Here is a 24,283-nt window from a genome sequence, read left to right on the forward strand (position 1 = left end):
TGTGGAGAACGGTTCGTGCTGGACTGGCAGCACCTGGTGGAGCGATCATTCGACGCTCGATCGCGGTGAGATTTGTCGCAGGCGGCGAGGCCACAACTGCGGATCGTGCGTCAACGCCGAAGGGTACAGGAGGCATGGTGGCCCCACCATCATGCCGGCAGAGCGTTGGCGGGCGGCGCTGCGGCAGGCGCAGGTCCTCCCTCTTCGTTCTCGGGCGGCGTGATCCGATACCAGAGGGCGTATAGCGCCGGCAGGAAGACAAGGGTCAGGATCGTGCCGCCCAGCGTGCCACCGATCAGCGTGACCGCCATCGATCCCCAGAACACCGAACTGATGAGCGGCACGAACGCGAGCACCGCCGCCAGCGCGGTCAGGATCACCGGACGTGAACGCTGCACCGTCGCCTCGACCACGGCGTGATACGGGGCCATGCCGCCCTGCTCATGGTCGTGGATCTGACCCATCAGGATGAGCGTGTTGCGCATCAGGATGCCCGCCAGCGCGATCAGGCCCAGGATGGCGTTGAAGCCGAATGGCTGCCCCGTCACCAGCAGCGTCGGCACGACGCCCACCAGCCCCAGCGGCGCCGTCAGCAGCACGATCGCCATCGCCGACAGGCTGCGGACCTGCAGGATGATGACGATCATCATCAGCACGATCATGACCGGGAAGATCGGAGCCAGGGCGGCATTGGCCTTGCCCGCTTCCTCGATCGAGCCGGCCATGTCGATGTGATAGCCGGTCGGCAGCCTGGCGATCAGCGGCTGGAGCTTCTCGAACATCGCGGTCGAGACGTCCGGTGGCTGGAGGCCGTCCGCGATGTCGCCGCGCACGGTGATCGTGGGCACGCGGTCGCGACGCTGGAGGATCGGATCCTCCATCCGCACGTCGATCCTGCCGATCTGGCTGACGGGCACGCGCTGCCCTGCACTGCCGGTCAGCGTGTAGTCGCCGATCCGCGCGGGGTCGAGCCGGTCGGTGCCGGCCGAGCGTGCCACCACATCGACGGTGCGGATGTCCTCGCGCGCCTGGCTGACGACCGCGCCGGTGAGCAGGAACTGCAATTGCTCGGCGACGTCCCCCGATGTGAGGCCCAGCGCGCGCAGACGGTCCTGATCGAGCACGAAGTGCAACGCCGGGGCGCGATCGCCCCAGTCGGCGTTGACGGTGCGCATCGACGGATCGGCCTGAAGGATCGCCTGCGCCCTGTCCGCGATCGTGCGGACGGTGGCGAGATCCGGCCCGCTGACCCGGAACGCGACCGGGAAGGGCGAATAGGGACCGAAGGTCAGCTTGGTCGCACGGACGCGCGCCTGCGGGGCAAGCCCGTCCGCTGCCGCCTGACGCAGTTTGATGCTGAGCGTATCGCGCGCCTCCTCGTCGGGGGTGAGGACGATGATCTTGGCGAACGACGGGTCCGGCAGCTCCGGCGAGAGCGACAGGAAGAAGCGCGGCGCACCCTGCCCTACATAGCTGGTGACGACCGTCGCCTCCGGCTGTTTGCGCAGCCACGCCTCGACTTGCCTGGCCGCGATGGCGGTCTGCGCGATCGCGGTGCCCTTGGGCATCTGCACCTCGACCAGTACCTCGGGCCGGTCGGAGGCGGGAAAGAACTGCTTCTTGACCAACGCCATGCCCGCGCCCGCGATCAGGAACGCCGTGAGCGTGGCCAGCCCGACCAGCAGCTTGCGCCGCACCGCCCAGGCGATCACGCTGCGCACCTTCTCGTAGCGCGGCGTCCGGTAGATCGCGTCATGGCCACCAGCGACCGGCTCGATGTCCGGCAGCAGCTTGACGCCCATGTACGGCGTGAAGATCACCGCGACGAACCATGACGCGATCAGCGCGAACCCGACGACCCAGAAGATGTTTCCCGCATATTCGCCCGCGGTCGATTGCGCGAAGCCGACCGGCATCAGGCCGATCACCGTGACCAGCGTTCCCGCCAGCATCGGCGCGGCGGTGTGGCTCCAGGCATAGGCCGATGCGCGGATGCGATCGTAGCCCTCCTCCATCTTCACCACCATCATCTCGATCGCGATGATCGCGTCGTCGACCAGCAGGCCGAGCGCGAGGATCAGCGCGCCGAGCGTGATGCGGTCGAGCGCGCGTCCGGTCGCCCACATCACGACCAGCACCACCGCCAGCGTCAGCGGCACCGCGGCGGCGACGACGATGCCGACGCGCCAGCCGAGGCTTATCAGGCTGACGATCATGACGATCGCCAGCGCCTCCAGAAAGGTGTGCATGAACTGGTCGACGGATTCGGCGATATTGACCGATTGATCGGTGACCGGCGTCAGCGTCATGCCCAGCGGCAGGTCGGCGCCGATCTTCGCGACCTCGTCCTTCAGCGATTTGCCGAGGTCGAGTCCGTTCCACCCCTCGCGCATCACGACGCCGAGCAACAGCGCCGGTTCGCCCTGGCTGCGGACGAGGAAGGTGGCGGGATCCTCGTAACCGCGCTCGACGGTCGCGATCTCGGACAGGCGCAGCGTGTTGCCCCGCGCGACGACGGCCACGTCGCGGATCTTCGACAGATCGTCGAACGCGCCGTCGAGCCGGACGACGATCTGCTGCCCCTTGCTCTCGATCGCGCCGGCCGGGGTGATGAGGTTCTGCTTCGCCAGCGCCGCGAAGATGTCGCGTGGCGAGACGCCGAGCGTCGCCAGCCGTTCCTCGGCGAACTGGACATAGATGCGCTCCGGCCGTTCGCCGACGATGTTGATCTTGTTGACGCCGGGAACGTGGAGCAGGCGCTGACGCAGTTGCTCCGCCTCGCGCGCGAGCAGCCGTTGCGGCTCCCCCTTTGCCTTCAATGCGTAGAGCGCGAAGGTGACGTCGGCATATTCGTCGTTGACAAAGGGGCCGACGACGCCACGCGGCAGGCTGGATGCCTCGTCGGACATCTTCTTGCGCGCCTGGTAGAACTCGTCGGCAACGGCTGCGGGCGGGGTGGTATCGCGCAGCGTCAGCGTGGTGAACGCAAGCCCGGGGCGGGTGAACGTCTCGCTGCGGTCATACCAGCGCAATTCCTGCAGGCGCTTCTCGAGCGGCTCGGCGACCTGATCCTGCATCTCCTGCGCGGTCGCGCCCGGCCACGCGGTGACGACGGTCAGCACCTTGATCGTGAAGCTCGGGTCCTCGGCGCGGCCCAGCTTCGAGAAGGCCACGACACCGGCCAGAATGATCGCGATCAGGAAGAACAATGTCACCGATCGCTCGCGCACCGCCAGCGCGGACAGGTTGAAGCGACCGGGCGTATCCGGCGTGTCGTTTCCCCCGCCGCTCATCGTGCGGCACCCGGTGCCGGAACGGCGATGCGGACCCGCTGCCCCTGATGCAGCAGGTGCGCGCCCATGGCGACGAACCGCTGTCCTGCCTTCAATCCCGATGCGATCGTGGCCGTCTCCTCGCCGACCGTGGATATCTGCACAGCGTGCCAGGCGACGGTCGGCGCGGTGCCATCGCTCACGATCCACACGCCCGGACCGCGCCCGGTGTCACGGAGTGCACCCAGGGGCACGTCCATGCTGGCCGGCTTTCCCGGCAGTGCGAGTGCGATCGTGACCGTGGAGCCCAAAGGTGCGCGCGCGGCCGCTCCGCCCAGCACATAGCGTGCCTCGAACGTCCGAGAAGCCGGATCGGCGGAGTCCGCCAGCTGTCGCAGCGTGGCGCTGCCGCTACTCTTGTCGAACGTGCGCGCGTGCGCAACCGAGTTGAGCGGCGGACGGAGCGTCTCCGGAAGTTGCACCAGCGCTTCGCGCGGCCCCGATCGCGCCACGCGGACGACGGTCTGCCCCGCGGTGACGACCTGTCCCGGTTCGGCGAGCGTCTCCACCACCGTGCCGTCGGCATCGGCCAGCAGCGTCGTGTAAGTGGTTTCGTTGCGCGCCACCCGCGCCTGGGCCTGCGCTGCGGACAGTTGCGCACGCGCCGAGTCCGCCGAGGCCTTCGCCTGGTCGTAGGCGGAGGCGGACTCCGCCCATCTAAGTCGCATAATTATTCTTTAGGGTTGCGTAGTCGGTTTCGCCGCAAGTTGCTGAGCAACATCTTTGGCATAGCTAACATGGTCGGCCTTGAGGTGCGCAGAAACGCGGGTAAGGTAAGGTAAAAGACTTTGGATCGTGGTAAAACCATCGCCGAATTTTGGAAATGGAAAGTCATGTTCCGCGGCTTTCACTCTAACCACATCAATATCCGCATTTAATCCATTAATCTCTGAAGACCAACCCGAAGCTCCTATTTGATAGGCGAGCCCGGCTAATTCATCCCCGAACGTCTGCCACCAAGGCATTGCAACCCGTTGCGACCACCATTTTGTCAATCGCCAACCCGCGAGTGCTCCTAATCCAAAAAATGTGACAGCGAAAACGACCGGACTACTAGCAAACTCAATTAACTTGTTCGGGAGCGCGGATATCAGCGGGAGCGCCAACCATCCGCTAGCCCTTTGTTGAACGTCTGTAGGGCTATTGGTCGCGAAAAAAGTCAAAAGCGCCCACAGTACGCCAACTGCGGTCCCCAGCCATAGAAATGTCCGCTTCATTGAAAAAACTCGCGAACAACGCTTGCGAGTGGCGAACCGCCCAACTCACCTTTAAGCAAGCCGTAAGCGACGGCCGCAACCACGCCCCCAATAATCGTAATTCCCCAAGACAATACGCCCGGCCCTAACCGCCCAATCCAACTCGACTTTCGAGTGGTGGGGAACAGAATGAAGTTCGGTACATATTCCCGATGCAGATAGACAATAAGAGTTTGAACTCCAAAGGCGCTCGCGCCGAAGAGTAACCGTTGCCAAAACGTGGGCAGGCCCGGCAATGCCGCCAGCGCTGCAACCAATATGAAAACATTGAAAGTTAGTCCGAATTTCCTAAATTGCGTTGCTAACGTTCGCTGAAATCCGTTAGCATGCCGAGAAAGAGCTTCAGCTTTCCCAATGGCCCATGCTTCTTGAACGCTTTGAACCCGAATAGTGTTTTCACCCCATGCGGTCAGCTCGACCATCGCGTTGCGGTTCAAACCGTACATCTCCGGCTCTTGTACAGAAATCTTTAAATATCGTAACTCGGGGAGATCATCTAGGATGGTTTCGAATTCGTCGGCGTATATATTTTTCTCGTTTCCCTTATCATTGAAGGTAACAACCGCGCGCTTCTGAGAAAAGTCTTTTACAAGTTGTGCAATGAGACTTCTCACATCATCAGCATAAAGTCGGATCGCCCCTAATGAACGGGAAGATGTGTTCATTTGCTCCGCGAAGGCACCAACGTTTGTCGGTCGAACTTGATACGCATGCGGCCAGAGCTGGTACGTGCCGCCCGTTCCAATGGTGGTGGACCACTCCCCGTCTATCCTGCCTTCCGGCGTAAGTGCGCCGGTAACTGTAAGTTCGCCGGCCACCACCCCCTCGGGGACTTCGCCTTGAACCTTACCTGTTAGGGTCAAGGCTCCCCCGTTAAAGGCACCGACCACATCGTAAACGATAACGCCACTCTGATTGTCACTCAACCGAATCAATCCGGTTAGGGCGCTGTCCTCACCCTCCAAAGAAAGTGCGACGTTACCGGTGTTCGTTCCGTAAACGTGACCGTTCCAATGCTTGCCCAAATTCGCCATGCTACCCCCAACCAAGAAGCTAGCTCAATGCAGTAGGTTCTCAAAGCTCAACGCCTTGCATACGCCAGAGCAGCCTTTATTTATCGTGGCCGGGATGTTGGCCGAGGGCAACATCTTCTGAAATTCTCTAACTAAATCAGCTAGTTAAGAGAGAAAATGGCGGAGACGGAGGGATTCGAACCCTCGGTACGGTTTCCCGTACGACGCTTTAGCAAAGCGTTGGTTTCAGCCACTCACCCACGTCTCCGGTTGCGGCAGGAAGCGGGCTATAGCGGTGGTGTCGGGTGCGATCAACCGTCTGTCGCGATTTGCGGGTCTTTGGCGGCGGGGGGCGCGGCTGGGATCCTTGCGAACGGTCGATCCGGGGAATGGCGGTCGGGCCAGGTTGCTCATATAGAAGCGGAAATGAGGCGTGCCGTCATCGGCGCGCGGTCGCCCTGGGGCGCAAGGCGGAGCGAAGCGTGAAGGATCTGGACGAGGACGCGCGGATCGTTCGCGAGTTGACCCGCAGAGATAACGGCCCGGACCCCTTCTCGTCCGCGGTGCGTGCGACGCGGATGCCGATGGTCATCACCGACCCGGGCCAGGCGGACAATCCCATCGTGTTCGTCAACGGGGCGTTCTCGAAACTGACCGGGTTCGAGCAGCACGAGATCCTGGGGCGGAACTGTCGCTTCCTACAGGGGCCGGATACCGATCCGGCCGCCATCGCCCGATTGCGTGCGGCGATCGCCGGACGGACGCCGATCGAGCTGGAGCTGCTGAACTATCGCAAGGACGGCACGACGTTCTGGAACCGGGTGCTGGTGTCACCGGTGTTCAGCGACGAGGGGGAGCTGACCTATTTCTTCGCGTCGCAATATGACGTGACGCTCGAGCGCGAGCGCGTCGCCAATCTCGAGCGTGACCTGGGCGATCTGGAGTCCGAAGTGGCGCGCCGCGATGCCGAACTGGTCGCCAGCGAACATCGCCTGCGCTTCGCGCTGAAGGCGGGGCGCATGGGATCGTGGAGCGTCGACCTCAGCACGCACCGGATGATGGCGTCGGAGGGCTGCAAGGAGAATTTCGGGCGCCCCGTCTCGGAGCCGTTCACCTATGCCGAGCTGATGGCGGCGGTCCACCCCGGCGACCGGACGCGGCGCGACGAGGCGGTCGCGACCGCGATCGCCGACGGCACCGCGCTGGACGTGGAGTATCGCGTGCAGACGCCGGAGGGCGAGGAGCGATGGGTCCAGATCCGGGGGCAGGCCAGTTATCGCGCCGACGGCACGCCGCTGTCGCTGATCGGGGTGTCGCAGGACGTGACCGATCGCAAGCGCGCGGAGGAGCATCGCACGCTGCTCGCCAACGAACTGAGCCACCGCGTCAAGAACAGTCTGGCGATGGTGCAGGCGGTGATCGCGCAGACCCTGCGCAAGGCGACGTCGCTGGAAGAGGCGGGCGCGACGCTGGAGGCGCGGATCCAGGCGATGGCGTCGGCGAACGACCTGCTGGTCAACGAGCGGTGGGAAAGCGCGTCGATCCGCCCTTTGCTCCACCGGACGCTGGCGCCGTTCGGCGTGGTCGACAGCCCGCAGTTCCGGCTCGACGGTCCCGACATCCGCCTGCCGCCGCGGACCGCGGTCGCGCTGGCGCTCAGCCTGCACGAACTGGCGACGAACGCGTCGAAATATGGGGCGCTGTCGCAGGCGGGGGGCTGCGTGCGCGTGGCATGGGCGATCCTGACCGATCGAGGGCCGCTCCGGCTGCGGTTCTCGTGGGCGGAAACCGGAGGACCCGTGGTCGCCGCGCCGGACCGGACCGGGTTCGGAACGAAACTGATCGAGCGCGTGTTAGCCCGGGAGATCGGCGGCAGCGCCGACATCGCCTATCGGCCGGAGGGCGTCGTCTTCACCGCGATCGCTCCGCTTTCCGATGCATCGGACGAAAGCGCGGAATGAATGGACGGGGAAGACAGCGTGCCGGCCTCGTCCAGATCGTCGGCAAGCCATGACGGGGCGGCAATGACGGACCGTTCCGGTGCGCGCTGGGCACTGCGCGCTGCGACGCAATCCGGCCACGACGAGGTCGACGGGCTCTTCTCGGCGCTGAACCTTGCCGACCGGGCGCAGTACGGACGCTTCCTCGTCGCGCAGGCGCACGCCTTCCTGCCGGTGGAATCCGCGCTCGATCGCGTGGATCTGGCCGCCATCCTGCCGGACTGGTCGGGTCGCCGGCGGTCCGCGGCGCTGATCGCCGATCTGCGCGATCTGGGCGAACCCGTCCCGCCGACGACGGACGGATCGACCTATGCCAGTATCGAGGCCGCGCTCGGCGCGATCTATGTGCTGGAAGGATCGCGGCTGGGGGGCCGGATGCTGGCCCGCTCGGTCGGGGATGGCCTGCCGCGGCGGTTCCTCGCCGCGGGCGATCCCGTGCAGTGGCGCAAGCTGATTGCGGTGCTCGATACAATCTTGGTAACGCAGGGCCAGATGACAGTCGCGATCGATGCGGCACGCGCGGTGTTTGCGCGGTTCGCGGCCGGGGCCCGGTGTCAAATCGAGGACCCATGCTCTTGACCGGATCTTACAGCGTCGATCTCACCAACTGCGATCGCGAGCCGATCCATATCCTGGGCGCGATCCAGCCGATCGGCTTCCTGATCGCGCTGACGTCCGACTGGATGGTGGCGCGCGCCTCCGCGAACCTTGGCGAGTATCTGGGCAAGGCGCCCGAGGACGTGATCGGCCATCCGCTCGCCACGATCTTCACCGGCCACGCCATGCACGACCTGCGCAACCGCACGACGTTGCTGCGCAGCCCCGATTCGATCGAGCGCGTGTTCGGTGTCGAGCTGGTGCCCGGCCATGGGCGCTTCGACGTCGCGCTCCACCTGTCCAGCGGGCAGGTCGTGATCGAGGCGGAGCGGTCGTCCGGCGACATCGGCGACGTGACCGGCATGGTCCAGTCGATGATCGCGCGGCTCGACCAGTGCAGCGATCTCACCGCGTTCTTCCGCGAGGGCGCGCGGCAGGTCCGCGCGCTAATCGGGTTCGACCGGGTGATGGTGTATCGCTTCGCCGGCGACGGATCGGGGGAGGTGGTGGCGGAGGCGTGCAAGGCGGGGATAGGGCGCTTCCTTGGCCTCCACTATCCCGCCAGCGACATCCCTGCGCAGGCGCGCATCCTCTACACCCGCAACCTCCTGCGCGTGATCGCCGACGTCCATGCGACGACGGTGCCGATCGTGCCCGCGCTCGATGCGCGCGGCGAGCCGCTCGACCTGTCGCTGTCGCTGCTGCGATCGGTATCGCCGATTCATATCGAGTATCTCAAGAACATGGGCGTCGAGGCGTCGCTGTCGATCTCGATCATCGTCGACGGCAAGCTGTGGGGGCTGTTCGCCTGCCACCACTATGCCGCGCGGTGCCCCACGTTCGAGCGGCGATCGGTCGCGCAGCTGTTCGCGCAGATGTTCTCGATGCGGCTGGAGAGCCGCGTGCGACAGCATACCGTCGAGTTCGAGCGGCGCGCGCGCGACATCTCGGATCAACTGCTCGGCGCGGTCGCCTCCGACGAGACGCTGCTGCGCGATCCCGACTGGCTCGCCGACATCCTGACCCACGCGATCGCGGCGGACGGCGTGGGTGTGTGGCTGTCGGGCAACTACGCCTTTTCGGGCATGACGCCGCCGACCGAGGATTTCCGGCGCATCGTCCGCGCGCTCAACGCGACCGCGGCGGGCAAGGTGTTCGCGACCGACAACATCGCCTCGCTCGTGCCGGATGCGGAGTCCTTTGCGGACACCGCGGCGGGGCTGCTGGCGATCCCGGTCTCGCGCAGCCCGCGGGATTATGTCGTGCTGTTCCGGTCCGAGCTGATCCGGTCGGTGCGGTGGGCGGGCGACCCGCACAAGCCGGTCGACTACGGCCCCAACGGTCCTCGGCTGTCCCCGCGCGAGAGCTTTGCCGAATGGAAGGAGCTGGTGCGCGGGCGCTCGCAGCCGTTCACGCCGTCCGAACTGCGGGTGGCCGAAACCTTGCGGGCGACGTTGATCGAGGTGGTGCTGCGGCTGGCGGACGAGGCCTCGACCGAGCGCCAGCAGGCGAGTGCGCGGCAGGAAGTGCTGATCGCGGAGCTCAACCACCGCGTCCGCAACATCCTGGGGCTGATCCGCGGGCTGATCCGCCAGTCGCAGCCGAGCGACGATGCGGTGCGGGATTTCGTGCGTGTGGTCGACGGGCGCATCCACGCGCTGGCGCGCGCGCACAACCAGATCACCGAGGATCATTGGGGCCCCGCGCCGCTGGACGCGCTGATCGATGCCGAGTTCGCGGCATTCGTCGAGGACGGCGACCGGATCCGGCGCAGCGGCGACCCGGTGATGCTCAATCCGCAGGCCTATGCGACGATGGCGCTGGTTCTGCACGAGCTGGTCACCAATTCGACGAAATATGGCAGCCTGTCGGTGCCTCGTGGCACCGTCTCGCTCACCTGGTCGCGCGACGCGCGCGGCGACCTGCGGATCGCGTGGCGCGACGAGGGCGGGCCGAAGGTGCGGACGCCGTCGCGCAAGGGATTCGGCACGACGATCATCGAGCGATCGGTGCCCTACGATCTGGGTGGCGAGGCGCGGACGACCTATGCGGTCGACGGGTTCGAGGCGGAGTTCACGATCCCCGGGCGCCATGTGTCCGATCGGGCGCCCGACGCCCTGCCGCGCATCCGCTTTTCCCGCAGCGCACCGGGCCATCGCGAGGAACCGCCGGCCGACCTGCTGGCGGGACAGCGTGTCCTGCTGGTCGAGGACAGCCTCATCATCGCGCTCGATGCGGAGGACATCGCGACGAAGCTGGGCGCGCCCGACGTCTCGACCGCGGCGTCGATCGATGCCGCGCTCGAACTGATCGAGTCCGCGACGCCGACGGTCGCGATCCTCGACATCAACCTGGGCAGCACCAACAGCTTCCCGATCGCGGACGAGCTGCTGAAGCGCGACATCCCGTTTATGTTCGCGACCGGCTATGGCGAGCAGGCGGCGTTCCCCGATCAGCATCGCGGCCGCATCGTCGTGCAGAAGCCCTACACGATCGAGAACATCGCGCGCGCCATGGCCGAGATGCTGGGCTGACGCGCGGGGTCAGCGTGGCGTGGTTGCCGCTGCCGGAACCTGCGCGTCGCCCCGCCGCAAGCCGTCGAGCTTGCCCTGGGTCGCGCGCGATTCCGCGCCCGTCTCCGCGGCGAGCGCCGCAGCCGCCTCGCTGATGCTGCTCGCATGTTCGTAGGCGCTGATGTCGTCGAGCGCCTGGAACAGCGAATAGCCCGTCACCGGCAGCTGCTCGCCCTGCCGGATCCGCAGCAGCACCGCACGCCGCCGCGCCATCGCCTCGTCGAGCAGCAGCGCCTCGGATGTCGCGAGCACCCGACTGGCATAGGCCTTGCGCCCGCCGGTCAGCAGTTCCGCGCCAGCCGCGAGCGGGCCGGTTCCCGTCACCGCCGCCAGCGAATCGAGCGCCATCGCGCCCGCGTCGGCGCCGATCGCCGCGCGCCCTTCCTGGCGATGCGTCTTGCGCTGGTAGCGATAGAAGGCGAGGTCCACCGCGCGCACCCGTGCGTCGATGATGAGGTTGCGGCACGCCATCTTGTCGACGCAGCTTTCGTACCGGGTGATCGCGTCCGCCCCGGTATAGGGTGCGATTTCCGCATCTTCCTGCTGCGCGCTGAACACCGGGCGGGGCGCGCCGTCGATCGCGGCGCAGCCGGCGAGGGGAAGCGAGATCGCTGCGATCCGCCATCGAACGATCACGGTGCGGCCTTCGGTGCGGGCGTGGGGCTCGGCTGGGGGGCGGGCTGCGGCTGCGGGACGGGGGCGGGGGCAGCGCCGGTCGTCACGACGGCCGGCATGGACGGAGGCGGTGGGCTCGCGACCGGGATGGGCTGGGAGGCGGGCATCGCGACCGGCATGGCCGCGACTTGCGCGCGCAGCGCGTCGAGCCGGGCCTGCGCGGTGCGCGACGCCGCGCCCGCGCTCGCGCCCAGTTCCGCCGCGGCGGCGGGAATGCTGCCCGCCAGTTCATACTCGCCGACATCGGCCAGCGCCTGGAACAGCGAATAATTGGCCACGGGCAGCATCTCGCCCTGGCGGACGCGCAGCAGGACCTCGCGACGCCGCGCGATCATCTCCTGGAACAGCAGCGGCAGCGACGCGCTCAGCACCTGCTTCTGGTACGCATCGCGCCCGCCGCTCAGCAGCCCCGCCCCCGCCGCGAGCGGCCGCGTCGTGGTGATCGTCGCGACCGAGCCGAGCGCCATCACCAGCATGTTGCTGCCGAGCGACACGCGCGCCTCCTGTCCATAGACCTTTCGCTGGAACCGGTAGAAGGCGAGATCCACCGCATGAAGCCGTGCATCGACGATGGCGTTGCGGCACGCGATCTTGTCCGCGCACGCCTCGTATCGCGTGATCGCATCCGCGCCGACATATTGCGCGAGTTCGGCATTCTCCGCGCGCTGATCGACGATCGGTTCGGGAAATCCGGACATGGAGGCACAGCCGGCCAGAGCCAGCCCGGCGAGCAGCGCCGGCAGCCATCTAGCGCTCGTCATCCGAGCGACCCTATTTGAACTGGCAGAACGTGACGCGGTAGCGCGCGCTGCCCCAGTCGTTGGTGGTGGTGCCGCATCCGAGCTTCGTGAAGTTGCCGTCGCGGATCCATCCCGCCATGGGCGGGTTCCAGCTGATCGTCTTGGCGAACGCATCGGTCACGTGCGGATACAGCCCGTCATCGGTGGCATCGGCAGCAACGTAGCTGAGGAACTGGCCGGCATAGAGGCCGTTGCCGACCTGACCGAGCGTCAGCTTCGTGCGCGCGACCGCGGCGGCCTGCGCCTCGCTGGCGAGGACCGGATCCCACGTCACCTTGGCGGGGCCGCGATAACCGTTCATGAAGGCGAGCATCGTCGGCTGGAAGTCCGCGTTCGCGACGCGCTCGCGAGCGGCCACCGCGTCGGCGGCGGACATCCAGACGGGCGCGACGATCGGATCGGGCGTCTTCGCCGGCCGGTTCGCCGCGGTGTAGTAGGGATAGGCGCCGGACATGTTGCCGCCGCGGGCATAGCGACAGACCAGGATGCGCTCGACGACGGGGGTGCCGTTGTTGGTGCCGATCTTCGACGCGGCACCGCAGCCGATCTGCCGCGTCCAGTCCCACACCATCGTCAGATAGTGGCCCGAGCCCTCGAACCCGCTGCCGTCGGGCCGGCGGGTGTCGATATTGCTGGTGGGGAAGGGTGCGTAGCGGAAGTTCGCGTCCTTCTCCTTCACCCAGGCGGTCGAGAGTTCCTCCGCGGTGCCGAGGCGATCGCTGAGCACGCTGGCGAGGTTCTCGCCGATGCCCATGTTCCAGCCGGCGTGACGCGTCTCGTCGTGCCCGGTGGCGGTGCCCGCCGCGAGCTTGTCCGCATAGACCTGCGCCTGTGCGGCCAGGGTGGCGTTCCAGGTGACGGGCACCAGCGCGGGCGATGCTTCCGTCACCGCGGCGCGCGCGGCGTTGTGGACCGCGACGATCTGTTGCGTTTCTGCCGGCGTCAGCCCCTGGCGCAGCTTTGCCGCCAGCGGATCGGCGGTCTGCGCGCCGGCGCCGAGCGCGGTCATCACCGCACAGGCCGCCAGCGCGACCGTGATCGTCCTCATGTCGAAATTCCCCCGCGATCGCGCGTCCCCCGGCACGATCCTCGCGCGAATTCTTGGAGACGAGGCCGGGGCAGGGCAATGCCGTTGGTCGCCAGAATGGGTCAGCCGCGCTATCGCTGGCTTGCGGCGGTGCTTAACGTATCCAGCATCTGTTCGAATAAGCCGTTGATGCGGCGGTTGTTCTCGGCGTGGCGATGGTCCGCCAGCACCGCGGTCGGCACGACGACGCCCGCCCGACGATGCTCGACCTTGCCCTTCGCGATCAGCCCCGCGACACGGCGGCGCACCGTCTCGAACGGCATCTCGATCGTGCGGGCGATCGCGCGCAGCGTCACCGGGCGTCGCTCGACGTCGGGAGGGATCATGTCCTCGTCGGCATAGCGTCGCGCAAGCACGGGATCGGCGGTGATGTGGCGGATATTGGCTGCGACGATCACCGAGAAAAGATGCGCGTCCACCGCATTCCCGTGAAGTTGCGTCATCGTTTCCGCCATCCGCAGTTCGAAGACGATCATCGGGCGCTCTACGAGCCCGGATGGCAGCGCGGGCGTCCCCGCCGCCAGCGCGCGCGTGGCGGGCGCATAGCCGGCCGCCGCCAGCGCGTGGACCGTGCGCGCCAGATGCGCCGCATTGTCCTGCGCCATGCCGATGCGGTCCGGACTCTGGATGAAGACGGGATTGACCAGGAACCCCGTCCTGACCTGGATCAGCTGTCCGTTCGCGACCAGTTCGCTCGCGCGGCGGCGCGTGGTGGTGGCGGGGAGCCGCATCGACTGCGCGATCGCCGACGCGGTCACCGGCCGGCCGAGCGCCGGGGCGTCGTCCACCGTTATCCAGCGACGCGTCACCGGATCGAGGAACGGCAGGTGGGCGATGCCGCCGCCCAGCACCGTACTGAAGATGAGCCCGGCAAAGGGGTCCTGCGCGACGACCGCCTGCCAGCACTGTAAGCGGGCGATCAGCAGTTCCGACACCTGCCGCGCGACCAGTCGGCTGGCGTTGGTGCGGGAGCAGGGTGCGGTCATGCGCCGGCCCTTTAAGGCCGGTTCGCGGCTGCCGCCAGCCGGCGCGTCGTCGCCGAAGCCGGCATATCCGGTCCTGTCGATGATCGGACCATGGGCGGCTGGTGGATGCGATGATCCGATGCGATCGGGGCATCATCGCCGTAAAGGCAAGTAATTCGGACGACGACGAATAATGATTCGCCGATGATGGAACCTATCAGTCAAAAGAACGTGCGGGTGACGATGGAGAATTTCTTTGGCAATGTTGATCGAGGGCAATGCTTTTCGCAGCCAAAATGGCGCACCTTCGTTCGAACGCCCGAGATACGGGTGATGTGAAGGAGGCGTTATGCCTGACAACAAGACGACAGCGGCGCAGACCGGCAAGAACACCCGCGGAAAGGGCGCAGATCCCGCGGCGACGACTATCGTCGGTGCGGGCGGTGAACTCCATCAGGTCGCGGCCGAGGGCGGCAGGGTGCTGACGACGAACCACGGCGCGGCGATCTCCGACGATCACAATTCGCTGAAGGCGGGCGCGCGCGGGCCGACGCTGCTCGAGGATTTCGTGCTGCGCGAGAAGCTGTTCCACTTCGATCACGAGCGTATTCCCGAGCGCGTCGTCCATGCGCGGGGCCTGGCGGCGCACGGCTATTTCGAGCTGACCGACAGCCTGTCGGACCTGACGCAGGCTGCCGTGCTGTCCGAGGTGGGCGTGAAGACGCCGGTGTTCGTGCGCTTCTCGACCGTCGCGGGCAACCGCGGATCGGCGGATCTGGCGCGCGACGTGCGCGGGTTCGCGGTGAAGATGTACACGTCCGAGGGCAACTGGGACATCGTCGGCAACAACATCCCGGTGTTCTTCATCCAGGACGCGATGAAGTTCCCCGATCTGGCGCACGCGGTGAAGGAGGAGCCCGATCGCGGGTTCCCTCAGGCGGCGTCCGCGCACGACACCTTCTGGGACTGGATCGCCATGACGCCAGAGGCGATGCACATGGTGATGTGGCAGATGTCCGATCGGACGATTCCGCGATCGATGCGGATGATGCAGGGCTTCGGCGTCCACACCTTCCGGCTGGTGAACGCGGAGGGGCAATCGACCTTCGTGAAGTTCCACTGGACCCCCAAGCTGGGCGTCCAGTCGGTGGTGTGGGACGAGGCGGTCAAGATCAACGGCGCGGATCCCGACTTCCATCGTCGCGACCTCTACAACGCGATCGAGACGGGCGACTTCCCGGAGTGGGAGCTGGGCGTCCAGCTGTTCAGCGAGAAGGAGGCCGACGCGTTCGACTTCGACCATCTCGACGCGACCAAGCTGATCCCCGAGGAGGTGGTGCCGCTGCGCACGATTGGGCGGATGGTGCTCGATCGCAATCCCGCGAACGTGTTCGCGGAGAGCGAGCAGGTGGCGTTCTGCACGCAGAACGTGGTGCCGGGGATCGACTTCTCGGACGATCCGCTGCTCCATGGGCGGCACTTCTCGTATCTCGACACGCAGCTCAAGCGGCTGGGATCGACCAACTTCACCCAGCTGCCGATCAACGCGCCCAAATGCCCGTTCGGCAATATGCAGCGCGACGGCCACATGCAGACGATGGTCCATCCCGAGCGGGTGACCTACACGCCGAGCCTGCTCGACCCCACCGGCCCGCGCGAGAGCCACAAACGCGGGTTCCGCAGCTTCCCCGCCCCGGTCGAGGGCACGAAGGTGCGCGAGCGGGCGGAGACGTTCTCGGATCACTACAGCCAGGCGCGGCAGTTCTTCGACAGCCAGACGGTGCCCGAGCAGAACCACATCGTCGCCGCGCTGGTGTTCGAGCTGAGCAAGGTGGAGGCCGCGATCGTGCGGACGACGATGCTGGGGCACCTTGCCAATATCCGGCCAGACCTGGGCGAGCGCGTCGCCGCTGGACTTGGGCATGACGAGTCGATCGATCCGGTCGCCGCTGCCAAGGAGACGCGGACCGACCTCGCGACGTCGCCCGCGCTCAGCATCCTCGAGCGTGCGACGCCGACGCTGGAGGGGCGGATGATCGGCTGCCTCGTCACCGATGGCGCGGATGCGGATCTGGTCGCGGCGCTGACCAAGGCGGCGGCGAAGGCGAAGGCGGTCGTGAAGATCGTCGCGCCGAAGCTGGGCGGGGTCACGCTGAGCGACGGGACGAAGCTGGCTGCCGATCACCAGCTGGCGGGCGGCCCTTCGGTGCTGTTCGATACTGTGATGCTGGCGGTGTCGGAGGCCGGGGTCGATGCGCTGCTGGGCGAGGCGGCGGCGGTGGCATGGGTCCACGACGCGTTCGCGCACCTGAAGGTGATCGGGCACAGCGACGCGGCCGGGCCTCTGCTCGACGCCGCGGGCGTGGAGCGCGATGCGGGCGTGATCGCGATCGCGAAGCCGGGCGATGCGGCCGGCTATGTCGAGACGGCGGCGAAGGGTCGGATCTGGGATCGCGAGGCGTCGGTTCGCACCGTATATTGATCGGGCCCGCGCGGCGCCCGGCGGGCGTCGCGCGGGTCAGAGGTCCGGCAGCGTCTGGGTCGACAGGCCCCAGCCCTTCAACGCGCGGCTGCCGGCGCGTTCGAGCAGGACGTCGCGGTCCGCGACGTGCCAGCGCGCGGCGGTATCGAGGTCGCGCAGCTCGCCCCACGATACCGGCGCGGCGACCGGGGCGCCGGGGCGGGCGCGCGCCGAAAAGGGCAGGATCGCGGTGCTGCCGCGCTGGTTGCGCAGCCAGTCGATGAAGATCCGCCCCTTGCGCTTCGCCTTGCTCATCGTCGCGACGAACCGGTCGGGCTCGGCGGACGCCAGTGCGCGCGCGAAACGGTCCGCGAAGTCCTTCACCGCAGGCCACTCGGCCTCCGGCGCGAGCGGGACGACGACGTGGACTCCCTTTCCGCCCGACAGCAGCGGAAAGCTGGCGAGCCCGATCTCCGCGAGCTGGTCGCGCAGATGCTCGGCGGCGGATCGGGTGTCGGCGAAGTCCAGTCCCTCGTCGGGGTCGAGATCGAACACCATCCGGTCGGGCCGCTCGATCGGATCGATCCCCGCGCCCCAGCCGTGGAACTCGATCGTCCCCATCTGGACGCACGCGACCAGCCCGTCGGCGTCGTCGACATAGAGATAGGGGGCGGTGCCGCCGTCCTTCTCGCGGACATCGACATGGTGGACGAAGTCGCCGAAGCTGCCCGCATCGTGCTTCTGGAAAAAGCATTGCTTCGCGCGGCCTTGCGGACATCGGACCAGGCTGACCGGACGGCGCGCGACCCAGGGCAGCATGACGGGCGCGATCGCGTGGTAATAGTCGGCCAGATCGCGCTTGGTGATCGCCGAATCGGGAAAGACCACGCGGTTCGGGCTGGTGATCGTCACCTTCGACGCGACCGGGTCGGGGGCGGGGGCAGCATGTTCCGCGACGACGTCGGCGGCATCCTTGTCACCGCGCAGGCCGAGAAAGCTCGAATGGCGCAGGACGCCGTCGGGGGTGACTTCGGCATAGGCGACCTCGGCGACAAGTTTGGGCGTCACCCAGCGCACGCCGCGGATCGCCTCGCGCGGGGCCTTCACCGTCGCGGTCTTGCGTTCGAGACGCGCGAGCTTGTCCGCGATGTCCGTCATCAGCCCGGCATCGAACCCGGTGCCCACCTTGCCAGCGTAGCGCAACGCGCCGTCGTCATGGACGCCGAGCAGCAAAGACTTGAACCCCTGTCGCTTGTCGGACGGGAGCCAGCCGACGATGACGAATTCCTGCCGATGGGTGCATTTGGTCTTGAGCCAGGCGTTGCTGCGCTTGCCGCGATAGGGCGCGTCGGCGCGCTTCGACACGACGCCTTCCAGCCCCTCGCGGCACATCGTGTCGAGCAGGGCCTCGCCCGATCCCGCGACATGCGCGGCGAACTGGATCCGCTCGCCGTCGGGCAGGATCGCCTCCAGCCGCTGCTTGCGCTCGACCGTCGACAGCGCGGTCAGGTCCTCGCCGTCCTGCTCGAGCAGGTCGAACGCGAAGAGGGTCATCGCCCCGCCGTCCGCGATCGCGTCCTTGAGTGCGGAGAAGGACGGCTTGCCGCCCGCGAACGCGACGATCTCGCCGTCGATCAGCGCGGACGCCACGGGGAGGGCAGCGGCAGCGTCCGCGATGGCAGCGAACTTCTCGCTCCAGTCGAGCCCGGTGCGGGTGAAGACCTTCGCGGCGCCTCCGCCGATCGCGACGAGCGCACGATAGCCGTCATACTTCACCTCGTGGAGCCAGCCGGGGCCGGCGGGAACGCTGTCGATGAGGGTGCAGAGCTGCGGGTCGCGGAACGCGGGCAGGGAGGTACTCGCCTTCGTCCGCCGGCGCTTCGGCACGGCGGCGCGCTTGCGGACGGGCTGGTCCTGCGCGATCTCCGCCATCGTCCGCCCGGTCGCGACGCTGGTCAGCGCCTCCTCGACCAGCGTGTCGGTGCTGCCGGCCGCGGCATCGTCGATCTTGCGGAGCAGCCAGTTCTCGCGCTTCTCCTTCGCGCGGGGCTTCAACCGGATCAGCAGCCACTCGCCCTTCATCCGCTCGCCATGGAGGATGAAATGGAGGTGCCCTTTGTCCAGGTCCGTCGCGCTCTTGCCCGCGATCGGCGACCAGGTGCCGCGATCCCACAGCATCACGGTGCCGCCGCCATATTCGCCAGCGGGGATGGCGCCCTCGAACGTGGCATAGTCGAGCGGGTGATCCTCGGTACGGACCGCGAGGCGCTTCTCGGCGGGGTCGAGGCTGGGGCCGCGGGTGACCGCCCAGCTCTTGAGGACGCCGCCCACTTCGAGCCGAAGGTCCCAGTGCAGCCGCGTCGCGTCGTGCTTCTGGACGAGAAAGGCGTTGCCGTTGCCCGGCGCGAGCGTACCCGCGGGTTCCGCGGTCTTCGCGAAATCGCGCTTGGACTTGTAGAGCGCGAGCGGATCGGCGGGGCTCATGCGCGCTTCTTGGCGGGGGGCTTGCGCGTCGGGGCCTTCTTTGCGGGGGCTTTCTTCGCCGCGGGCGTGGCCTTGCCGCCGGACTTCTCCATCGACTTCCTGAGCGCGGCCATCAGGTCGACGACGTTCGAGGCCGATTTGCCGTCGTCGTCGCCCTTGTCGTCGACGATCTTGCGACCCTTCGCCTTGCGCTTGCGCGCGACGAGATCCTTCAACGCATCGACATAGCGATCCTTGAATTTCGCGGGATCGAACGCCGCGCTCTTCTTCGCGATCAGCGCCTCCGCGAGGTCGAGCAGCTCGTCGTCGGGCTTGTCGTCGGGAATCTCGCGGAAATAGCCCTGCGCCTTGTGGACCTCGTCCGCGTAGCGCAGCGTCTCCAGCACCAGCCCGCGTCCGCAGGGCTTCAGGCTGACGACATATTCGCGCCCGCGCATCGCCAGCTGGCCGAGCCCGACCTTCCTCGTCCGGCGCAGCGCCTCGCGCAGCACGATGAACGCCTCTTCCGCGAGATCGTCGGCGGGGACGACGAAATAGGGCTTCTCGTAATAGAGCACGTCGATCTCGTGCGCGTCGACGAACTGGGTCAGCTCCAGCGTCTTCTTCGATTCCAGCTTCACCGCGTCGATCTCGTCCTGTTCGAGCAGGACGTATTCGCCCTTCGACACCTCGTATCCCTTCACGATCTCGTCGGCGTCGACGGGTCCGACGCCGGTGACCACCTTGTCGTAATGGATCGGCTTGCCCGACGGCTCGTGGATCTGGCGGAACGCGATGCTCGCGCCGCTGCGCGTCGCCGAATAGATCTCGACCGGGATCGACACCAGCGCGAGCCGGATCTGTCCCTGCCAATATGCGCGTGCGGCCATGGTCGATCCTTCATCAGCGGATCCGATTCAATCGCCGAGCGACGCACTCGTTCCGCCCGCCGCGCGACGGCGCCCGCGGCACGCCGTCCGCGCGTCTGTTGATATGCATATCATTCTCGTCTGGCGTCGGTGGAAGCGGCGTCCTAGCGTATCCGCATATGGCCGATACGCACTCCCCCGCCCGGCAACTGGGCGACCTGTTCACGACAGTGCAGGAGAGTAGCCTGTTCGCCGACTCCAAGACCTTCGCCGACGCGATCCCGCGTCGCCCGGTCACGGCGATCCTGACAGACTGGCAGGCTGCCCCGCCGTCAACGGAGACCGCGCTCGCCTGGTTCCTGTGCGAGAATTTCGCGTTGCCGCGGGAGCGGGACATGCCCGTGTCGACCGCGCTGCCGATCGCGCAGCATATCGACGCGCTCTGGGACGTCCTGACGCGCCGGCCTGCGGACGCGCCGGAGGTCGGCTCGGCGATCGCGCTGCCCCGGCCCTATGTGGTGCCGGGCGGACGGTTCCGGGAGCTGTACTATTGGGACAGTTACTTCACGATGCTCGGACTGGCACGATCGGGGCGGCAGGACCTGGTCGAGGATATGATCGTGGATTTCGGCAGCCTGCTCGACCGGTTCGGACACATCCCCAACGGCACGCGAACCTATTATCTCGGCCGCTCGCAACCACCGGTCTTCCACCTGATGACGGCGTTGTCGCACGATGACCGGCCCGACGCGCGACGGCAGCGGCTGGCGTGGATGCGGATCGAGCATCGCTACTGGATGGATGGCGCCGACACGCTCGCGCCGGGCGGAGAGCATCGCCGCGCCGTGCGGCTGCGGGACGGCACGCTGCTGAACCGCTATTGGGACGACCATGCCGCGCCGCGCGAGGAATCGTGGCGCGAGGACGTCGCGCTCGCGAAGACCGCGTCCCAGCCCGCGGCGATGCTGTGGCGGAACCTGCGTGCCGCGGCCGAGAGCGGCTGGGACTTCAGCTCGCGCTGGCTGGCGGATGGGATCGATCTCGCGACGATCCGGACGACGCGGTTCGCGCCGATCGATCTCAACTGTCTGCTCCACGGGCTCGAGCGCGCGATCGCGATCGAGAGCGCCGCGGCGGGGGACGCCGCTGCCGCCGCCGCGTTCGAGGCGATGGCGGCGGCGCGGGCGGAGGCCATCGCGACGCGGCTGTGGGACGACGATGCCGGGCACCACTGCGACCTCGATCTCGACACCGGCAGGCCCACCGGCGTGTTGACCGCCGCCGCCGCGTTCCCGCTGTTCGCGCGACTGGCGAATGCGGCGCAGGGCGTGCGCATCGCGCAGGCGCTGGCGGGGCTGCTCCGGCCGGGCGGGCTTGCGACCACCACGCGGCGATCGGGACAGCAATGGGACGCGCCCAATGGCTGGGCGCCGCTGCAGTGGATCGCGATCGCCGGGCTGCGCGGCTATGGCGAACACGCCCTGGCGGCGCGGATCGCGGCGTGCTGGCAGACGATGGTGGAAGAGCATTTCGTCGCGCACGGCGCGCTGCTCGAGAAATACGACGTGGAGGCGCGGGGCCCCGGTGGCGGGGGCGAGTATGGCACGGAGATCGGGTTCGGCTGGACGAACGGGGTCTTTCTCGATCTTGCCGGACAGCGGACGGAAGAGCGCGCGGGCGGCGGGTCGCCGACCTGGCATGGCTAGGCGACGGTGCCGCCGTGCGCCGTCGACGTGGAAGGCGGCGTTCGAGCCGACCGGGTGTGTCCTGACCCGGGGCATCGCCTATGCGTTGCCGGGTGGACAGGACGTGCGCCGATCCGCCCTGTCGCCGACGCCCCCGGCCGGGACCAGGATGGACGCCAGGACCTATGGATGGACGCAGCACACCCGGCTCGCAACCCCGGTGCCGGCCCTGTTCGCCGCCGCGCGGACGGGCGCGAATCGCGAATCCTGCGCCAGGTCGCCGGCTTCGACGACGATCCGGGATCGATCGCCGTTCCGCTCGTCACCGCCGCCCTGGGCGCGGACGACATGGCCGCCACCGCCGGCGGCGTGCCCCATGGCAGTATCGGCAAGGTCTATGCGAGCGACACGATGACTGCGGCCGAGGCGTCCGGCGCTCAACCGCGATATCCAGCGCGTGGCGGCATCGCCCGCGGCGGTCGCCCATCTCACCCGCTGGCACGAGGCGAGCGGCCGGATCGCCGATCCGCTGGTGCCCCCACGCGCAGGGGACCCGGTTCGCCGAAACCGTGCGCCGCGCGGGAAGAGCCGGCCTGCTCGCTGCCTGTCGCGTGCCCCCGCTGCGCGCACCGCTCCCCGTCGGCGGGGTCGAGGCCTATACGCATTGCGGCTTCACCCCCGAACACACGAAGGCTGCGTGGACGGCGCGCCACGGATGGACCCGGACCGGGCACGTCCGGCCGCCGATGCGGTGCAGTATCGCCATGCGCCGCCTGCTCACGGGACGCGGCCGCACCGCGATCCCGCTGCCGGCCAGCGGCCCGGAAATCCCCGAGGCCGTCGCAGTGCAGGTATTTTCGGTGTGCCGGGCCGGACGTCCGGGCCCATGAAGCTTCCGTTGCCGTGGCGGCTGCGCGATGGCGCGGACGGCAGACCGGTGGCATGGTCGAGCGATGATAAAGACACTTGCCGTCGTCGCGCGGGATCGCGCGCGCCTGGCCGAGATCCTTCATGTCGCGTCGCGGTTCGGGCTCGGCGTCCTGCTGATGCGGCTGGGTATCGCACAGGGCGGCGAGAACGACGGGCATGCCGACCCGGACGGCGACGGCCTGCCCCGGCGCACCCGGCTGGCGCTGGAAGAGCTGGGGCCGACCTTCGTGAAGCTGGGACAGATCCTGGCGACCCGCGGCGATCTGCTGTCGTCCGAGTGGATCGTCGAGCTGGAGAGGCTGCACAGCGAGGCGCCGACGCTGCCCTTCGACACGCTGCGCGCCGCCGTCGAACAGGCACTGGGCGCGCCGCCCGAGACGGCGTTCGCGGCATTCGACCCCATCCCGCTCGCCGCCGCCTCGATGGCGCAGGTCCATCGCGCCACGACACACGGGGGCGAGGCGATCGTCCTGAAGATCCAGCGTCCCGGCATCCGCCCCGCCATGGAAGCCGATCTTCGCCTGATAGCGCAGCTCGCCGGCGTCGCGGAAACCGCCAGTGCCGAGGTGCGGCGATTCGCGCCGAGGGCGATGGTCCAGCAGCTCGCCGCCGCCGTGCTCGAGGAACTGGACTTCACCAACGAGGGACGCAACGCGGATCGGCTGCGCGCGGATTTCGCGCGGGGCGACCGGGTGATCGTCCCGAGGATCCATTGGGAATGGTCGTCGAGCACCCTGCTGGCGATGGACTATATCGCGGGCACCGCACCGCGCAGCGCCGCGGCCCTCATGGCGGCCGGAATCGATCCGTGCGCGATCGCCCGAATCGGTGCGGACGTCATCCTCGACATGATGCTGTTGAACGGCCGGTTCCATGCGGATCCGCACCCGGGCAATCTTCTCTGCCTGCCCGGCGACCGGATCGCGTTGCTGGACCTGGGCATGATCGGACATGTCTCGCCGCGGCGACGGCAGGAGTTCGTCAGCTTCATGCACGCGCTCGTATCCGCGGACCCGGCCCAGTTGGGCGAGGTGCTGCACGGCTGGTCGGGACAGGATGGCGCGCCGCGGGAGTCGACACGGATCGCGGCCGATCGCCTCGTCGCGCGCCATGGCGGCGGTCGGCTGGTGCTGAGCGCCATGGTCGCGGACCTCCTGCCGGCGATGAGGGGGGCGGGGCTGAGCATGCCACCCGACCTGCTGCTGGTCTTCAAGGCGCTGGTGACGATCGATGGCGTGCTGTCCGCGATCGCGCCGGGCTTCGACCTGTCCGACGCCATGCGGCGATCGACCCTGCGGATGCGCACTATGTTTCTCTCGCCGGATCATTGGACGCCAATCCTTCGGGCGCTGTCCTGGGAACTGGTGAAGATCGGCGACGATGCGCCCCGCCTCGTGCGGGCCGCCGTTCGCAGGTTGGAGGCCGGGCCCACCCCGGCGAGCATCGCGCCGGGGGATCGCGGCGCTGCCCGGTTCGCGACCCCCGCGGCGATCGTGTTCGCGGCGATCGTGCTGTCGATCGCGCTGCTGGTCCGCTGAAGGCGAGGCCCGTTTATCGAGCGGTCGGTGGATGCGCGC

General features: G+C 67.7%; 17 protein-coding genes and 1 tRNA gene. 6 read left to right on the plus strand and 12 right to left on the minus strand.

What is annotated here, in order from left to right:
• Positions 1 to 149 precede the first annotated feature (149 nt).
• The 5 genes from ACV7NO_RS04690 to ACV7NO_RS04710 all read right to left on the minus strand — a co-directional run bounded on the left by ACV7NO_RS04690 (position 150) and on the right by ACV7NO_RS04710 (position 5,869).
• A complete protein-coding gene (locus tag ACV7NO_RS04690) occupies positions 150 to 3,293 on the minus strand; it encodes an efflux RND transporter permease subunit (RefSeq protein WP_463404860.1) in 3,144 nt (1,047 codons plus the stop codon).
• Positions 3,290 to 4,000: an efflux RND transporter periplasmic adaptor subunit gene (locus ACV7NO_RS04695; RefSeq protein ID WP_463404861.1), complete on the minus strand. Its 711-nt coding sequence runs from the start codon at positions 3,998 to 4,000 to the stop codon at positions 3,290 to 3,292. Before ACV7NO_RS04695 ends, ACV7NO_RS04690 begins: the two co-directional genes overlap by 4 nt.
• Positions 4,001 to 4,009: 9 nt before the next feature.
• Positions 4,010 to 4,549 carry a hypothetical protein gene (locus ACV7NO_RS04700; protein ID WP_463404862.1) on the minus strand — a complete coding sequence of 180 codons (540 nt, stop codon included), beginning with the start codon at positions 4,547 to 4,549 and terminating at the stop codon, positions 4,010 to 4,012.
• A complete protein-coding gene (locus tag ACV7NO_RS04705) occupies positions 4,546 to 5,622 on the minus strand; it encodes a hypothetical protein (protein WP_463404863.1) in 1,077 nt (358 codons plus the stop codon). Before ACV7NO_RS04705 ends, ACV7NO_RS04700 begins: the two co-directional genes overlap by 4 nt.
• A 157-nt stretch (positions 5,623 to 5,779) precedes the next feature.
• A tRNA-Ser gene (locus ACV7NO_RS04710) sits at positions 5,780 to 5,869 on the minus strand.
• Positions 5,870 to 6,083: 214 nt separating this feature from the next.
• On the opposite strand from ACV7NO_RS04710, the gene ACV7NO_RS04715 reads away from it, so the two are divergent.
• The 3 genes from ACV7NO_RS04715 (at position 6,084) to ACV7NO_RS04725 (ending at position 10,732) form a co-directional block, all read left to right on the plus strand.
• A complete protein-coding gene (locus ACV7NO_RS04715; protein ID WP_463404864.1) occupies positions 6,084 to 7,562 on the plus strand; it encodes an HWE histidine kinase domain-containing protein in 1,479 nt (492 codons plus the stop codon).
• A gap of 63 nt (positions 7,563 to 7,625) precedes the next feature.
• On the plus strand, positions 7,626 to 8,180 hold the full coding sequence (locus ACV7NO_RS04720) for a biliverdin-producing heme oxygenase (protein ID WP_463404865.1): 555 nt from the start codon (positions 7,626 to 7,628) through the stop codon (positions 8,178 to 8,180).
• The gene (locus ACV7NO_RS04725; RefSeq protein WP_463404866.1) at positions 8,177 to 10,732 is read left to right on the plus strand and encodes an HWE histidine kinase domain-containing protein; all 2,556 of its coding nucleotides are present in this window, start codon (positions 8,177 to 8,179) and stop codon (positions 10,730 to 10,732) included. The genes ACV7NO_RS04720 and ACV7NO_RS04725 overlap by 4 nt, the downstream gene beginning before the upstream one ends.
• A gap of 9 nt (positions 10,733 to 10,741) precedes the next feature.
• Here the strand turns inward: ACV7NO_RS04725 and ACV7NO_RS04730 are convergent, their stop codons facing one another.
• From ACV7NO_RS04730 to ACV7NO_RS04745, 4 genes are all read right to left on the minus strand, one after another.
• Positions 10,742 to 11,407 (minus strand): hypothetical protein, encoded by a 666-nt coding sequence (locus ACV7NO_RS04730; protein WP_463404867.1) that lies wholly within the window; start codon positions 11,405 to 11,407, stop codon positions 10,742 to 10,744.
• The gene (locus tag ACV7NO_RS04735) at positions 11,404 to 12,207 is read right to left on the minus strand and encodes a hypothetical protein (protein ID WP_463404868.1); all 804 of its coding nucleotides are present in this window, start codon (positions 12,205 to 12,207) and stop codon (positions 11,404 to 11,406) included. Before ACV7NO_RS04735 ends, ACV7NO_RS04730 begins: the two co-directional genes overlap by 4 nt.
• A 10-nt stretch (positions 12,208 to 12,217) precedes the next feature.
• Positions 12,218 to 13,294, minus strand: a complete 1,077-nt coding sequence (locus ACV7NO_RS04740; protein ID WP_463404869.1) for a CAP domain-containing protein — start codon at positions 13,292 to 13,294, stop codon at positions 12,218 to 12,220.
• Positions 13,295 to 13,404: 110 nt separating this feature from the next.
• Positions 13,405 to 14,319 (minus strand): hypothetical protein, encoded by a 915-nt coding sequence (locus ACV7NO_RS04745; RefSeq protein WP_463404870.1) that lies wholly within the window; start codon positions 14,317 to 14,319, stop codon positions 13,405 to 13,407.
• A 328-nt stretch (positions 14,320 to 14,647) separates the two neighbouring features.
• On the opposite strand from ACV7NO_RS04745, the gene ACV7NO_RS04750 reads away from it, so the two are divergent.
• Positions 14,648 to 16,780 carry a catalase gene (locus tag ACV7NO_RS04750; RefSeq protein ID WP_463404871.1) on the plus strand — a complete coding sequence of 711 codons (2,133 nt, stop codon included), beginning with the start codon at positions 14,648 to 14,650 and terminating at the stop codon, positions 16,778 to 16,780.
• Positions 16,781 to 16,816: 36 nt separating this feature from the next.
• Here ACV7NO_RS04750 and ligD read toward each other — a convergent pair whose 3' ends face one another.
• Positions 16,817 to 19,243, minus strand: coding sequence for a DNA ligase D (ligD, locus tag ACV7NO_RS04755; RefSeq protein ID WP_463404872.1), 2,427 nt, complete (start codon positions 19,241 to 19,243; stop codon positions 16,817 to 16,819).
• Positions 19,240 to 20,112, minus strand: a complete 873-nt coding sequence (gene ku, locus ACV7NO_RS04760; protein WP_463404873.1) for a non-homologous end joining protein Ku — start codon at positions 20,110 to 20,112, stop codon at positions 19,240 to 19,242. The genes ligD and ku overlap by 4 nt, the downstream gene beginning before the upstream one ends.
• A 158-nt stretch (positions 20,113 to 20,270) precedes the next feature.
• Here ku and treA point away from each other — a divergent pair, with 158 nt between their 5' ends.
• Complete coding sequence (treA, locus tag ACV7NO_RS04765; RefSeq protein WP_463404874.1) at positions 20,271 to 21,797, plus strand: alpha,alpha-trehalase TreA; 1,527 nt, start codon at positions 20,271 to 20,273, stop codon at positions 21,795 to 21,797.
• 162 nt (positions 21,798 to 21,959) lie between these two features.
• Here treA and ACV7NO_RS04770 read toward each other — a convergent pair whose 3' ends face one another.
• The gene (locus tag ACV7NO_RS04770) at positions 21,960 to 22,154 is read right to left on the minus strand and encodes a hypothetical protein (protein WP_463404875.1); all 195 of its coding nucleotides are present in this window, start codon (positions 22,152 to 22,154) and stop codon (positions 21,960 to 21,962) included.
• A 575-nt stretch (positions 22,155 to 22,729) separates the two neighbouring features.
• Here ACV7NO_RS04770 and ACV7NO_RS04775 point away from each other — a divergent pair.
• Positions 22,730 to 24,244, plus strand: a complete 1,515-nt coding sequence (locus ACV7NO_RS04775) for an ABC1 kinase family protein (RefSeq protein ID WP_463404876.1) — start codon at positions 22,730 to 22,732, stop codon at positions 24,242 to 24,244.
• Positions 24,245 to 24,283 lie beyond the last annotated feature (39 nt).

The organism is Sphingomonas sp. Ell38C01 (assembly GCF_055231975.1).

Excerpts from the sequence above, each read along its gene's own strand:
- ACV7NO_RS04690 (WP_463404860.1), bottom strand. The coding sequence starts at position 3,293 with ATGAGCGGCGGGGGAAACGACACGCCGGATACGCCCGGTCGCTTCAAC.
- ACV7NO_RS04695 (WP_463404861.1), bottom strand. The coding sequence starts at position 4,000 with ATGCGACTTAGATGGGCGGAGTCCGCCTCCGCCTACGACCAGGCGAAG.
- ACV7NO_RS04700 (WP_463404862.1), bottom strand. The coding sequence starts at position 4,549 with ATGAAGCGGACATTTCTATGGCTGGGGACCGCAGTTGGCGTACTGTGG.
- ACV7NO_RS04705 (WP_463404863.1), bottom strand. The coding sequence starts at position 5,622 with ATGGCGAATTTGGGCAAGCATTGGAACGGTCACGTTTACGGAACGAAC.
- ACV7NO_RS04720 (WP_463404865.1), top strand. The coding sequence starts at position 7,626 with ATGACGGACCGTTCCGGTGCGCGCTGGGCACTGCGCGCTGCGACGCAA.
- ACV7NO_RS04735 (WP_463404868.1), bottom strand. The coding sequence starts at position 12,207 with ATGACGAGCGCTAGATGGCTGCCGGCGCTGCTCGCCGGGCTGGCTCTG.
- ACV7NO_RS04740 (WP_463404869.1), bottom strand. The coding sequence starts at position 13,294 with ATGAGGACGATCACGGTCGCGCTGGCGGCCTGTGCGGTGATGACCGCG.
- ACV7NO_RS04745 (WP_463404870.1), bottom strand. The coding sequence starts at position 14,319 with ATGACCGCACCCTGCTCCCGCACCAACGCCAGCCGACTGGTCGCGCGG.
- ACV7NO_RS04750 (WP_463404871.1), top strand. The coding sequence starts at position 14,648 with ATGCCTGACAACAAGACGACAGCGGCGCAGACCGGCAAGAACACCCGC.
- ligD (WP_463404872.1), bottom strand. The coding sequence starts at position 19,243 with ATGAGCCCCGCCGATCCGCTCGCGCTCTACAAGTCCAAGCGCGATTTC.
- ku (WP_463404873.1), bottom strand. The coding sequence starts at position 20,112 with ATGGCCGCACGCGCATATTGGCAGGGACAGATCCGGCTCGCGCTGGTG.
- treA (WP_463404874.1), top strand. The coding sequence starts at position 20,271 with ATGGCCGATACGCACTCCCCCGCCCGGCAACTGGGCGACCTGTTCACG.
- ACV7NO_RS04770 (WP_463404875.1), bottom strand. The coding sequence starts at position 22,154 with ATGGGGCACGCCGCCGGCGGTGGCGGCCATGTCGTCCGCGCCCAGGGC.
- ACV7NO_RS04775 (WP_463404876.1), top strand. The coding sequence starts at position 22,730 with ATGATAAAGACACTTGCCGTCGTCGCGCGGGATCGCGCGCGCCTGGCC.